We start from the raw sequence: 13,451 nt of genomic DNA on the forward strand, positions 1-13,451 counted from the left end.
AATAATTCTTTATTCCCCAAAACTTTTATAAGCTATTAAACTTCATCTCAAATCAATGTCTTTCTCATTTAATAATTTCTATTCCTCTCATGTATGGACGCAATACTTCTGGAACTATAACAGAGCCATCTTCTTGTTGGTAGTTTTCTAAAATAGCTGCTACTGTACGTCCAATAGCCAATCCAGAGCCATTTAGTGTGTGCACCAATTCTGGTTTAGCTCCATTTGTACGACGGAAACGTATACTTGCACGACGCGCTTGGAAATCTTCACAATTTGAGCAAGAAGAAATTTCACGATATACGCCATAGCTTGGTAACCAAACTTCAATGTCATAAGTTTTTGCAGCTGGAAATGCCATATCAGCAGTACATAATACGATTACACGATAAGGTAACTGTAACAATTGCAGAACCTTTTCGGCATTTGTTGTTAATTTTTCTAACTCATCGTATGAATCTTCAGGTTTTGTATATTTAACCATTTCAACTTTACTAAATTGGTGCTGACGAATTAACCCTCTCGTATCGCGTCCTGCACTACCGGCTTCAGAACGGAAACATGGAGTATTCGCCGTAAAATTAATAGGTAACTCTTCACCTTTTAAAATTTCATCACGATAATAGTTTGCTAATGGTACTTCCGCCGTTGGAATTAAAGAATAATTTGTGTCTTTTAAGGTGAATACATCTTCTTTAAATTTTGGGAACTGTCCTGTTCCTAATAAACTATCGCTATTTACGATAAATGGCGGAATCACTTCTGTATATCCGTGTTCTTCAACATGTAAATCTAACATAAAGTTGGCTACCGCTCGCTCTAAACGTGCTCCCAATCCATTGTAATAGACGAAGCGGCTTCCCGTTACTTTTGCTGCACGCTCAAAATCTAGTAATCCTAATTTTTCAGCAACTTCCCAATGTGGTTTTGCTTCAAATGAAAATTCACTTATTTCTCCCCACTTACGTATTTCAACATTATCATCTTCTGATTCCCCAACAGGCACTGTTTCATGAGGTAGATTTGGTAATGCTAACAATATTGTATTTACCTCTTCTTCTACATAACGCAATTCATCATCTAACGATTTAATATTGTCTCCCACTTCACGCATTTCACTAATAAGTTCATCGGCATCTTGTTTTTCACGCTTTAAATTCGCAATACGTTCAGATATTTCATTACGTTTACTTTTTAACTCTTCTGCTCCTATTAACAATTCACGACGCTTTAGATCTAATTCTTCAAATTTATTTAATTCAAGAAACTCTCCACCACGAGTAATTAATTTTTTCTTTACCCCTTCTACATTTGTACGTAATACTTTTACATCTAACATGGCTTATCTCTCCTCTAATTAAGTAACTAATCTTTTTAAAATTAGGTTGTGTACTACAAAAACACAAAAAACTCCCGTCCCTATAAAAGGGACGAGAGTTAACCCGCGTTGCCACCCTAGTTGAAAGCACAAAAATATATGCTCTCCACTTAAATTATTAACGGCTTTTATCCGGAAACGATTATTAACTTCACATTGAAGTGTTCCACATTTCGCTCAAGGACGGATTCACAAGTTCCTTCTATCGGTTTACACCACCCACCGACTCTCTAAAAGAAAAAATACTTGTTACTATTTCCTTTCATCGCTTTCAAACAATATACATTTTAATTATCACTACTTTACAATAATTCTGTTTATTTATCAAGGGATTATTTTTAGTGAATAAAATATATTCATAATTAATTTACACACTTATATTTCCCAGTATTCTTACGATATTATTTCTGAAGGGGATATTCCGGAAGAAATAATAGGACAATTGAAGATAGTAAATAAAAAATAAGTTGATTCAATCAGCTTATTTTTTTCATTCCTTTATCTTCTCCAGTCCAAAGGGTGGTCTTTGTTTCAGCATCAGCGATAAGATATTTTATCTCTAAAATCTTTTTCCGTTTTTGTCCATGATGCTATTAAGTAAATTTATCCATTAAACATCTGGGCATACATAAAAAATAATAGCAACTACTAAAAATAGAGCCGATTTCTTTATCTTATAGGAAATCGGCTCTATTTTTAGTTATTGATTTAGTAATAGAAAACACCTTTTAAGATAACTATGTTTATACTATAGACGTTGATCTTTCTGGAAGTTTAAACGAAAATGATCTTCATCATTATATACCCCAAATTCATACCCTTGCTCTTTATAAAATTTAATAATTTCAGGAAGAGCTTGTAATGTTTGCGCCTTTTCATGCATTAAAACAACTTCTACTTCTTCTGTTGTTTGTTTCTTTACATTTTCGATAATCTGAGTTGGATTATCTTTTAATTTCCAATCATTTGAGTCTATTGTCCAATCCCAAACTTTTATTGCTGCTTCTACAATTTGATTACGAATTTCCTCACCCTTTAATCCTGGTGCAGATCCATATGGCGGACGAACTAGTTTAGGAGTTGTACCCGTAATATTATGGATAAGAGCTAACGTTTCTTTCATCTCCGGTACAAATTGTCCTTTTTTGTATAGCTTATCACTGTTATGTGTCATACTATGAGCACCAATATAATGTCCTTCTTTTACCGCTCTTTTTACATTTTCCTGAAAACCTGTATTTTGTAAATTGCTACCTTGCATAAAAAATGTAGAGGCAACATTTTGTTCTTTTAGTACATCTAAAAATTTCCCAGTTAATTCGCTAGGACCATCATCAAATGTTAAATAAACAACTTTTCCTACCGGTTTTCCATCAGGTCTTTTTTGTTTTGTCGGTGGTGTTTCCTTTTTCTTTTCTTGTTGTTGCGTATTAACTTGTTTCATATTTTCCTTAGCTACTCCCTTCGCTGAGATAGAGTTCCATTCCCCTATTAAAAAGAATGTGAAAAAGGTCGTTGCTAAAACAACTCCTAGAGATATTATTACCTTAGTTAATCGACTTGTTTTTTTCTTACTTTGTGATTCTTTCATTATTTTTCGATCCTTTCCCTATTAATTTTCATATTCATTATTTAAAAGGTTGAGCCTTTACTCGACTGAATCATTCGTTTCAACCGGTATTTACAATAAATAGATTAATAGAGACGGATAAAGATAAAATGCAGATAATGTCGAAATCAGTTAAAGAATAGCATATTGCATTCACTCTTTAGAAAAATATTTGTTTCTAATTTGAAAAATGGATATACACCCAAAATAAAAAATACTACTCTTCCTAATTAAGATTTAGAAAGAATAGTAATTTTCTATTTGCCTATTTTATTACATAATAAAATAATTAATAATGCCGTCCACAATACCTTTTTGCGATTTCGCTTGGAATTCTTCTGAATTCATTCTTTTTTCATCACTCGCATTAGATGTAAATCCTAATTCAATTAAGATAGATGGAGAAGGATTTTCTCGTAAGACAAGAAAATCACTGCCATGAACGCCTCTATCTCGGCTGTCTATATTTTGATCAAAAATGGCTTCTTGTACGATCTTAGCTAATTTTTTATCTTTCCTTTTATTAGATCCATAATGAGTTGTTATTCCTTTTACATTTGTATCCTCAAAAGCATCATGATGAATGCTAATATAAAGATCCGCCGCATATTCTTTCGCTACTTTGACACGAGCTTGCAATTCTTCCCTTTGTTTTGTTTCTGGAAGTAAACTCGTATCTTTTTCACGTGTTAATATAACTTTTGCATCCGTTCTTTCTTCTAATTCTTTCTTTATATTTTGTGCTACTTTTAAATTAAGTTCTTTTTCAATCGTTCCAAATTTCTTTCCTTTCGTCCCTCTATCTCCTCCACCGTGTCCCGGATCAATTACAATTATTTTTCCTTTTAATCTTAGATTCTCTTTTGATATATTTTTGTACCCTTTAGCATGTATGAAACTAACGCCTGTACCCATTATTATTATAATAAGCAAAAGCAATATCACTCTTTTTTTCATTTTAATAATCTCCTTATCAGCTTTTCATTCCGTTTCTAATGAAAATAGTAATGAATGCTAATAAAGATAAAATGCAGATAATGTCGATTTTGTTTAAAAATGATAAAAACGTGTAGAACGGAAATTCTACACGTTTTTATTCAAATAGAAGAAAAATAATACGCCATCTTCTGTATTCAAAACACCATATCCCGCACCATGTAGCTCTAAAATATTCTTTGAAATAGCAAGGCCTAATCCTGTTCCACCTTTTGAACGTTGACGTGACGTATCTCCTCGATAAAAACGATCCCATATTTTTTCTAAATGTTCTAGTTCAATATGTGCTCCTTTATTTTCTACACATACTTTTACACGTTCATTCTCTTCTATTGTAGAAATAATGATAGTCTCCTGTTCTGGTGTGTAACGAATTGCATTCGTAATAAAGTTAGTTATAACTTGTTCTATGCGATGTTGGTTTGCAACAACTTCAATTTTAGAAAGTTCTTTATAAACATGTAATTGCTTAGCTGTTATATCCGGGCTTAATTGTTCACATATATAATCAATCATCTCATCAATATAGAAAACATCCATTTCCATTTTATACGTACCAGATTCGAATTTTGCTAACTCCAGCATATCAATGATGAGCATATCCATTTTATCTACTTCTTTTGACATTGCTTTAAAGTAATACTCCTTTTTATTACTAGCAACACCATCCTCCAAAATTGAAATACAGCTCTTCATAATACTTAAAGGTGTTTTTAACTCATGTGAAACACCCGCGATAAATTCTTTACGTGTATTTTCTAATTGCTTTTCTTTCTCTATATCTTGCTGTAATTGATGAATATACGAATGCAAAGCTTTAGAAAGTGTGTTAATATTTTGTGATAAATCACCTATCTCATCCCTTGTAGTAATAGATATCGTCTCTGAGAAATCTAAACCCGCAATTTTTTTTGTAGTATCATTTATTTGTAATAATGGCTTGGCGATTTTTTTTGAGTAATAGAACGATATTAAAACAATTAAAATCAGTACAAAGATAATTAAATATACGTAATAATCCTTTATCATTTGCACTGCTTCATCAACTGGTTGCAATGATGTCATAGCAAATATATAGTTTATCTTACCCTCTGCGTCTTTTGTCGGCTTGATTAATAGTTTATATTTAATATCATTTTCTTCGTAATCCATTATTTCTATAGAAGTAACATCATTAAATTTTTGATCCAATAATAAATCAACCTGAAATTGTTTTATTCTATCTATAAGCACACGATTTCCATATATAAAATTCGTTCCTACAGTCCCCTCCGGTAATTGCACGTTTTGAATGATTCCTGCTAAATATAATTGTGAACTTTCTTTTGAAGATACAGCTTTTGGCCCATACAATCTTTCTGACAGTTGCTTGTTCTCTAGCCCGACATTCTTCTCTTTTATTGTTAACATCGCAGGGACTACTATATCCCCCTTCTGTACTCCATCGATAATAATATGACTCCCTTGTTCTAAACTATATTTCATCCTTTGTATATCTTCTAAATTGATAAAACTATACAACGGTATGTGAATGGAACGTTCAGAAAATCTCTTATTTTCGTTAGGGTCTAATTGAATTTCTATAGAAAAATCATTTGCATATTTTATATTACCTACACGATCTAACGTTGTAATCCATGTCGCATTCTCTTGATAGAAATTTTGTTCCAATTCTTGAATTGCTTTCGCATCATCTCCAGCTTTTACATATGCTTTTTCAAAGGATTGAATATTTGTTTTAATATCATTAACTTTTCGATTTGCGTAGTATTGCTTAAAAAATATAGTTTGTCCAATAAAAATAGTTACTAAAATAAGTGTGCATAATGCTGTTGTTAAAATAAATAACTTTAATACAATTCCTTTTTTCATACTTGTCCCTCAAATTTATTACCAGCACGCACAACAGTTACAATACAAGCTGCTTTTTGTCCTAATTTATGACAAAAATTACGAATATGACTATTAATAGTGCGATCATCTGCTCCTAGTTCAAATCCGAGTTGAGTATCATCCTCATCTATCCGAGCCTTTAACATAATAATAGGTACATTAGATTTCTTCCGAATTCGCCGACAGACCGCCCAACCATCTAATTCTGGTAACATAATGTCTAGAATAATTAAATGTACCTCATGCTCTTCAAATATAGATAATGCTTCTTTCCCATCAATCGCCTCTAAGACGTTATACCCTTCGTTTAATAAGTAATCCTTCATAATCTCACGTAAAATATCTTCATCTTCTACAATTAATATTGTTTTTTGCATCCTTTATCTTCTCCACGATTCATTTTATGGTTAGGAAGAAATAGTTCATTTTATATGTTAACCAATTAGAAATCTTTCACTATTTCCGTCACTACTACATACAACATAGTTATATCTAGATAATAGCATGACGGTATAAAGATAAAATGCAGAGATAGCCTTACTATTGAAATTCCATTATAATTTTGTAATTGGAATAAATTTGAATCACATAAAGAGCCAGAAAAAATAATATGATTTGGAGGTATCACGATGAGCCTTTTAATTAGAAAGTTAGAAACAAATGATTTAGACAATCACCCAGAGATTGATGACAGTTTTATAGTGAATGCTCGGTTAATTCTTTCTCTTTCAAAAGTAAGTAGACGCATAGAATATACAGTAGAAGACGTTCCGAGTTATGAAAAAAGTTATTTACAAAATGATAATGAAGAACTGGCGTACAATGAATATATAAATAAGCCCAATCAAGTAATTTACATAGCACTGTTACATAACCAAATCATCGGATTAATAGTATTGAAAAAGAATTGGAATCACTATGCTTACATAGAAGATATAACGGTGGATAAAAAACATCGTACACTCGGGGTTGGTAAAAGATTAGTTGATCAAGCAAAGCAATGGGCAAAAGAAGGCAACATGCCCGGTATCATGCTTGAAACGCAAAATAATAATGTCGCAGCATGTAAGTTCTATGAAAAATGTGGATTTGTAATAGGCGGATTTGATTTTCTTGTTTATAAAGGTTTGGATATGACAAGTGATGAAATTGCAATTTATTGGTATATGCATTTCAAATGAGAATAGTTTATAACGTTAAAAAACTCAAAATAAAACCCCAATCTCTCCATATTAAAATTGAGAAATTGGGGTTAAGTTATTTAACAATAGTTTTCATTTAAAACAAGTAGCTAATTAATAATCCTGCTGATAATAAGAAGCCGAAAATCGTATTTGTCATCGCTGTTGATTTCATTGCGATGCGCATATACCCGGGATCTTTTGCTCCTTTTTGGAAGCTTTGAATAGCAGAGATTGGCTTTCTCAAACCTAGGAACATAACTAATGCCCAAGGGCTTATATAACCCATCAATACAATCACCGCGATCCATAAATAAGCAATGAAAAAGGCTACAGCTAGTGTTACTATTGCTTTTTCTCTCCCGAGGAGGATTACTAATGTCTTTCTTCCACCTTTAATATCTTCTTCGATATCTCGGATGTTATTAGACATGTTAATTGCACCGACTAAAATTCCAATTGGAATGGAAATCAATACACTTTCAATCGTTATCGTATTCGTTTGAATAAAGAAAGCAATGAGTACAAAACATGTCCCCATTAACAATCCAGAAACTAATTCTCCAAACGGAGTGTACGCAATTGGTAATGGACCACCTGTATATAAGTAGCCAACCGCCATCCCAATTAAACCAATAACGACTAACCACCAGCTGCTATTCATACAAATATAAACTCCAATAAGTGCTGCTACTACATACAATAAAAGCGCAACTGTTAACACATTTTTTGGTTTCAATCCATGACGGACAATTCCACCACCGATGCCAACAGAATCAGCGGTATCTAATCCACGTTTGAAATCATAGTACTCATTAAATAAGTTCGTTGCTATTTGCAATGCTAAACATGCAACCATCATCGCAATAAATAAAAGCCAATGAATGTCTGTAACATACAGTGATGCTACTGTTCCTAAAATTACAGGAGAAAACGTCGCCGTTAATGTATGCGGGCGCGTCATCTTCCATATTAATTTAGCGGAACTAATTTCTTTTTCTGTCCCCATAACTCTGTTCAAGCTCCCTACATTTTAAGTATAAATGACTAGCAGTATCTTTCTATCTATTTTCTGCTTCACATCTATTATATCAAAAAAAGAATTGGCGATAGAACTTTAATGCTCTTGCTTGCACGATAACTTTGCATCAAAATATCGTTTTTTCTAATATGGGGTGGTACCCCATCGCTATCAAGCTAAGCTTATGCAAAGTCAATTTTAGGCGAGATTGTTTCTTTTTCTAAAGGGCAAGTGTAGGTGATTGAAAGATTTGCATACGAAATAAACCCTAACGGGTTTCACTTTTTTGAATTAAGCGGCTTGATTATCAGACATGGTACAATTGTAAACGACACCTAATATATCAAAGACCGTTTTTTTCTCATATCGATGAGATTTCCGCCCGTTTTGCTGTAGGAGATTGAACAGGCGGAGTAACACCTTTGATAGCTCTTGGGTGTTTTTTTGTATAGTTTGGAATAGAAGAAGAAAATAGTCTTTAATCATATATATGGCTTTATACTCACTAAGCTCTCGTTTTTTCTTCATGAGGAGCAATTGGCGCATTTGAAACATGATAGAAGAACAGAGTAGAATGGCAATCAATTGGCCATATAAATGGCACTCCAATCGTTCTGATTTTATCTTTTTACAATGATGGATTTGAAAGAATGACTTCCACGTTTTAAATAAAATTTCGATTTGCCAACGCAAAGAATACCAGTCATGTACCTGTCCCATCGGGACAATATCTGTAGAAGTGTTTGTCATATATACATTGATACCACTGAGTCGTTTACTACGAGGAGAATACTTCATTCCTTTCTTTTTTTCTCTTACAGCTTGATCTTGTAATCGTTTTTGTTGCTGTTGTTTTGTTAATCGATGGACAATTACACGAGCTGACACTTTATCAATCATTCCTACATAAGCATTAGCTATTTCCCATGTTTGTCCTGGCTGAAGGGAGTTCATTACCGTCTCCATATCTAACTGTATATACTCTGTACCTTTCTTAATTCTTCCATCTTGAAAATAATCAGGGTTAGGATTTTTTTGATAAATACGTGTATTCGACTTGATACGAGAAATATAGTAGGCCTCTTGATCTTGTATATATTGAAGGTCTTTTAAATGAAAATAACCTAAATCTCGGATACATAAATCATTCGCTGCCACAGTTGGGGCACACAGAGAGCCGTAAGTGCGATCATGTTGTTTACCTGGACCTGTATGAATATGTAGGAACTGTCCGCTTAACAAATCATACTCAAGCTGAATTTTTATCCCAGCTGTATGGCTGCATCCTCCTGCACCTGGATAAACCGATGAAAATACATCCGGGAGTTGAAATGCAGTTGAATCTAAGATACGAATACGCTTGAAAATAGAAGTATATGGAGAAGAAATTAGCTTAGCTGAAGATAACTTTTGGTTTAGAAGTTTGGCTAAAACTTGTTGTAGAAACTGGACGGCTGCGGCGTTAAATCTTTGATTTAGTCCTTCAGGACTGATGAGTACTTCTGTTGATACTTCTAAACAACTACATAACTGGGTTAAGGAAGTTTTTGCTACACTTTGGCTTAGCCATACGCATAAAGCTACTAACTCTTGTGCTTGATACTTACTTGTTCGCTGTACAAATCCAACATCTCTAGCTAGATTCTGTAAGGTATTTGGGGATAAAAGACTCTTTATCTCCTGTGCAAATAATTGTAAGTCGTCAGATACAGAATTAGACATACAAAAAACGCCATCCTTTCCTATAATTCTACAGTAAGAATAACGTCTTTTTTGCTTAATGAATAGTGTGAAACCTTAGCTTTATGGTAATGTGACCGTACCTCATGTAGTCACAGTTTTTATTTGTATTAAGACATTCGAAATGATTTGCCACGTAAAGCTGCTATGTAGCAAATAATAACTACTAAGCATAGGCTAACCATCACCAAATACAATTGTGGTGCAAAATGGATAATCAACCAGCCACCAAGCACTGGGCCTAAGAAGCCACCTAAGTTTTGAAATTGCATAAAACCAAGATATGTTGCTTTTTGATGCGCGGGTGCAATCATTTCGACTATAGCACTCGTCATTGGGAAAACAAAAATTTCACCAAGTGAGAACACAACCATACCGACAATAAAAAGTGTCCAATTATCAGCGAAGTGGAAGATTAACATACCAAGTGCTAATAGTCCGCCCCCGAAAATAAGACTTGTTTTGATTGCTACTTTTTCGCTTAAAATGCCGAGTGGCAATTGAAGAATTACGATTGTTGCAGCATTAATCACAATTAGAACTGAATATAATGCTACTCCGTCTGCCATAGTTAAATTAAGCAATTGTGGCATTGTTGCCTCTGTTTGCATATATACGAAATTGCAAATAACACTCGCAATAATGAGCAACATAAGTGTGCTATCTTGTAAAAGAACACGCATCAAGTCGCCAATATCTTGCGTAACATTGACCGTATTCTGCTCCTCTATACGTCGTAAAGTGATGACTAAGAAAATCGCATACAATAAGTACATCGTTGCAGTAATAAGGAATGGAAAACTTATTGATGATGCTTTTGAAATGACAATACCGAGCAAAAGGCCGATCACAGCTGATAAATTGATGGCAGTATATCGAATTGAAAATAGGCGACGACGCCTATCTTCGTCAGTATAGTCAATCATCAAAGCTTGTGAAGCTGGTTCAAAAAATGCACGACAGATACCGTTGAGAGCATTGCATAGAACGAATATCCAAACAGAGTTTGCGAATGCAAAGCCATAAAAGACTATACTCCAACAGAACATCGATATGATGATAATTTTTTTTCGGCCAAACCGGTCAGTAAAGAAACCACCGAAGAAGCCACCAAATGTCGCAGTCAATTGTGAAATACCGACTGCTAAACCAATCATAATTGGTGAGGCATGTAAATCATTTTGTAAATAAAGTGCTAAAAATGGTATCGTCATAAAGCTAGCTGTGCGGGCGAAGGTCGTACCACCGAGCAGCTGCCAGACGAGGGGGTGAAAATAATCCATAATAAAAACCTCCTGTATTAACATGCGTTTGCTTATGCTAGTATGAAGTGTGGAGTTAGTCTATAGTCAAGAGGAGTTTTTAACTTGGAGAGAAAAAACCTTAAAACCTTAAGTACAGGAGAATTTGCTAGTTATTTTGGGGTGAAAAAAGACACCTTGTTTTATTATGATAGAATCAATCTTTTTAAACCTGCCGGTAAACTTCCCAATGGTTATCGATATTATACCTACGATCAAATTAATACATTCTCAACACTCCAATCTCTTCGGAAAGTGGGAGTTTCGATTGAGGAACTAAAAGAATATCTTAATTCTCCCAACACTTACAAACTTGTTGAAATGGCAAAACAGCAGACAGTTCTGGTGGAAGAAGAAATTGAGAAATTAATTCAAATTCGTCGTTTCTTTAAGGGTATTATTTCAATGGAAGAAGAAAGAAAAAACGTTGAAGTTGGGAAGGTTTATATCCAAAAGACACAGAAAAAATCTATTTTCTTAAGCGATGTAAATTCGAAAAATAGCATGACCGATTTCGATTGGGTAAAACATTTTAGCAAGCAAATAGGCTTGTTTGTTCCTGCTCCTATTGGATCTGTGATAACAAGAGAGAGCCTGATTCAAGAAAGATATGAGGAGGTAGATCACTTATTTTGTTATAGTGATTTAGAAACAGGTCAATCAAAACCAGGAGGAATTTATGTCATATATTATCACCAAGGATCTTATAAAGATATTGAATCCGCATACCACAATATCACGGAATTTATCAAATCAGAGGGCTATGTTATTGAAGGAAATGCCTATGAAGATTACTTCTACAATCCATTAAGAACTAATAATAAGGAGGAATATCTTACTAAAATTAGTATACAGGTAACAAAGTGTTTAAAGAGTTAAAGCTATAATGTTATCTTTGTTTAGTAAAAATTAAAAATAGGAAAAACAATTGCAGCGAGTACTTTTAAAAAAAGTGATAAAAAGAGAATCGAACTTTATGTTTAGTAGGGCATACCCCATCATCAAGTTGAAATTTTAAAATACCCCCAAAACGAGAAAATTGTACGTTTTAATCTGGAGACGTCAATTTTCTCATTTTCGGGTATTTGCTTTTCTTAGCTTGATGGTGATGTGGCGGTACCCCGAATAGAGTAAACATCAAGTAACTCTAAAATATACAATAAAAATAGTAGGTGGGGAATATTTGACGCTTACACGAAAAGCATTTTCCCTATCGCCATCAAGTTAAAAAACTAATTATCCCACAAAACAAAAAATCGAGTTGAATTCACATAAATAACTGTAGAGAGATAAAAATTTGGTTCTGGGGGTACTATAAAATATTAGCTTGATGGGCATGGGGTGGTACCCCTAATACCCCATAAGAAAAAGAAGAGGTTGAACCCTTTAACGTACAGGGCGTTCCATATATCATTGTAAAAGATCATGAAAATAACATTCAAAAATTAATTCTTGGATTCAGCACTCAATCATTAGAAGAGGCTATTTTATAATAATCATCCCAAAAAAAGAAACGAACAAAAATGTTCGTTTCTTTTTTATGGTGTTTAATGCTCAAGAAAACTTATAACCGCATAAGTATATAGAACGACTAGAGCAAAGGCACATATTCCCATAATTATAATCGCTAGTGCGCTTTTCTCTTGTCTAAACCCTATAATGCCAAGAATAAATGCACTCAACATTGTTACCTTAAGCATTGTAGAAAGGTTGGGAATTGAATATCCACTCAACCAGGTAGAGAAACTTACAATTACAGAAAAAGAGAACAAAGTTAGAACAATAGATAATATATTAATGTGCTTCCCATACTTCAGTTGCATTTCGCTAGCCTCTTTTCATTAGTGAATAATAGGTAGGTGATTATATTTTTTATTTTATTCTAAATTTTTCTTGAAAATCTACAACAAAAAGAAGAGGTTGTCCCAAAAGTCGCTGAGTAGTTACTTTTAGGCAACCTCTTTTCTTTATTTTTTACTTTCCTCTAGTTTAGAGATACTTGTTTCTTTTTCAGGTAACGTATCAACAAAATCCTTTTGAGATTTTAATAGGTCAGATTGTTGTATCCAAGCCATAAGATCATCTAAAGATTTACGGGCTTCTTTTACATCGCCAGTAATATCATTCATGTTCAACTTATTAAATGTAGCTAAAAATTCTTGTTGAATCTCACCTTGCAATGCATTGGCTTGCTTTGTTAATTCTTTATTTTCATCACTTTTTTCCTTTTGAACTTATAACTAGTTTTTATTATGTCTATTTACAAGGAACTGATTATGACAACTACATTAAATTTTTCAAAAGAAAATCCGTTGCTCAAATTCGAACAACG

General features: G+C 33.5%; 12 protein-coding genes and 1 other annotated feature. Of the genes, 2 read left to right on the top strand and 10 right to left on the bottom strand.

Features of this window, described 5'->3' with window-relative positions; all coding sequences use genetic code 11:
* Positions 1-64: 64 nt before the first annotated feature.
* The 5 genes from serS to NHG49_RS16065 all read right to left on the bottom strand — a co-directional run bounded on the left by serS (position 65) and on the right by NHG49_RS16065 (position 6,253).
* Complete coding sequence (serS, locus tag NHG49_RS16045) at positions 65-1,339, bottom strand: serine--tRNA ligase (protein ID WP_064475749.1); 1,275 nt, start codon at positions 1,337-1,339, stop codon at positions 65-67.
* 84 nt (positions 1,340-1,423) lie between these two features.
* Positions 1,424-1,653, bottom strand: a binding site (T-box leader).
* A gap of 473 nt (positions 1,654-2,126) precedes the next feature.
* On the bottom strand, positions 2,127-2,969 hold the full coding sequence (locus NHG49_RS16050; RefSeq protein WP_064475750.1) for a polysaccharide deacetylase family protein: 843 nt from the start codon (positions 2,967-2,969) through the stop codon (positions 2,127-2,129).
* 291 nt (positions 2,970-3,260) lie between these two features.
* Complete coding sequence (locus tag NHG49_RS16055; RefSeq protein ID WP_098102415.1) at positions 3,261-3,944, bottom strand: N-acetylmuramoyl-L-alanine amidase family protein; 684 nt, start codon at positions 3,942-3,944, stop codon at positions 3,261-3,263.
* 126 nt (positions 3,945-4,070) lie between these two features.
* Positions 4,071-5,855 carry a sensor histidine kinase gene (locus tag NHG49_RS16060; RefSeq protein ID WP_088046756.1) on the bottom strand — a complete coding sequence of 595 codons (1,785 nt, stop codon included), beginning with the start codon at positions 5,853-5,855 and terminating at the stop codon, positions 4,071-4,073.
* Complete coding sequence (locus NHG49_RS16065) at positions 5,852-6,253, bottom strand: response regulator (RefSeq protein ID WP_064475752.1); 402 nt, start codon at positions 6,251-6,253, stop codon at positions 5,852-5,854. The genes NHG49_RS16060 and NHG49_RS16065 overlap by 4 nt, the downstream gene beginning before the upstream one ends.
* A gap of 252 nt (positions 6,254-6,505) precedes the next feature.
* On the opposite strand from NHG49_RS16065, the gene satA reads away from it, so the two are divergent.
* The gene (gene satA, locus NHG49_RS16070; RefSeq protein WP_098102414.1) at positions 6,506-7,057 is read left to right on the top strand and encodes a streptothricin N-acetyltransferase SatA; all 552 of its coding nucleotides are present in this window, start codon (positions 6,506-6,508) and stop codon (positions 7,055-7,057) included.
* 97 nt (positions 7,058-7,154) lie between these two features.
* Here the strand turns inward: satA and menA are convergent, their stop codons facing one another.
* The 3 genes from menA to NHG49_RS16085 form a co-directional block, all read right to left on the bottom strand.
* Positions 7,155-8,066, bottom strand: a complete 912-nt coding sequence (gene menA, locus NHG49_RS16075; RefSeq protein WP_098102413.1) for a 1,4-dihydroxy-2-naphthoate polyprenyltransferase — start codon at positions 8,064-8,066, stop codon at positions 7,155-7,157.
* Positions 8,067-8,369: 303 nt separating this feature from the next.
* Complete coding sequence (locus NHG49_RS16080; RefSeq protein WP_000072035.1) at positions 8,370-9,800, bottom strand: IS4 family transposase; 1,431 nt, start codon at positions 9,798-9,800, stop codon at positions 8,370-8,372.
* Between the two features lie 128 nt (positions 9,801-9,928).
* Positions 9,929-11,101 carry an MDR family MFS transporter gene (locus tag NHG49_RS16085; protein ID WP_000384374.1) on the bottom strand — a complete coding sequence of 391 codons (1,173 nt, stop codon included), beginning with the start codon at positions 11,099-11,101 and terminating at the stop codon, positions 9,929-9,931.
* An 84-nt stretch (positions 11,102-11,185) separates the two neighbouring features.
* Between NHG49_RS16085 and NHG49_RS16090 the strand changes: the two genes are divergently transcribed.
* Positions 11,186-11,998 (top strand): MerR family transcriptional regulator, encoded by an 813-nt coding sequence (locus NHG49_RS16090; RefSeq protein WP_000440177.1) that lies wholly within the window; start codon positions 11,186-11,188, stop codon positions 11,996-11,998.
* Between the two features lie 668 nt (positions 11,999-12,666).
* On the opposite strand, the gene NHG49_RS16095 is transcribed toward NHG49_RS16090, so the two are convergent.
* Positions 12,667-12,942 (bottom strand): hypothetical protein, encoded by a 276-nt coding sequence (locus NHG49_RS16095; RefSeq protein WP_001176332.1) that lies wholly within the window; start codon positions 12,940-12,942, stop codon positions 12,667-12,669.
* A 144-nt stretch (positions 12,943-13,086) separates the two neighbouring features.
* A complete protein-coding gene (locus tag NHG49_RS16100) occupies positions 13,087-13,299 on the bottom strand; it encodes a hypothetical protein (protein WP_064475754.1) in 213 nt (70 codons plus the stop codon).
* Positions 13,300-13,451 lie beyond the last annotated feature (152 nt).

The organism is Bacillus sp. IBL03825, from assembly GCF_024712505.1.
GTDB classification, from domain to species: domain Bacteria; phylum Bacillota; class Bacilli; order Bacillales; family Bacillaceae_G; genus Bacillus_A; species Bacillus_A wiedmannii.

Bases quoted from the DNA above. Each gene is read 5' to 3' on its own strand.
- serS (WP_064475749.1), bottom strand. From the start codon at position 1,339: ATGTTAGATGTAAAAGTATTACGTACAAATGTAGAAGGGGTAAAGAAA.
- NHG49_RS16050 (WP_064475750.1), bottom strand. From the start codon at position 2,969: ATGAAAGAATCACAAAGTAAGAAAAAAACAAGTCGATTAACTAAGGTA.
- NHG49_RS16055 (WP_098102415.1), bottom strand. From the start codon at position 3,944: ATGAAAAAAAGAGTGATATTGCTTTTGCTTATTATAATAATAATGGGT.
- NHG49_RS16060 (WP_088046756.1), bottom strand. From the start codon at position 5,855: ATGAAAAAAGGAATTGTATTAAAGTTATTTATTTTAACAACAGCATTA.
- NHG49_RS16065 (WP_064475752.1), bottom strand. From the start codon at position 6,253: ATGCAAAAAACAATATTAATTGTAGAAGATGAAGATATTTTACGTGAG.
- satA (WP_098102414.1), top strand. From the start codon at position 6,506: ATGAGCCTTTTAATTAGAAAGTTAGAAACAAATGATTTAGACAATCAC.
- menA (WP_098102413.1), bottom strand. From the start codon at position 8,066: ATGGGGACAGAAAAAGAAATTAGTTCCGCTAAATTAATATGGAAGATG.
- NHG49_RS16080 (WP_000072035.1), bottom strand. From the start codon at position 9,800: ATGTCTAATTCTGTATCTGACGACTTACAATTATTTGCACAGGAGATA.
- NHG49_RS16085 (WP_000384374.1), bottom strand. From the start codon at position 11,101: ATGGATTATTTTCACCCCCTCGTCTGGCAGCTGCTCGGTGGTACGACC.
- NHG49_RS16095 (WP_001176332.1), bottom strand. From the start codon at position 12,942: ATGCAACTGAAGTATGGGAAGCACATTAATATATTATCTATTGTTCTA.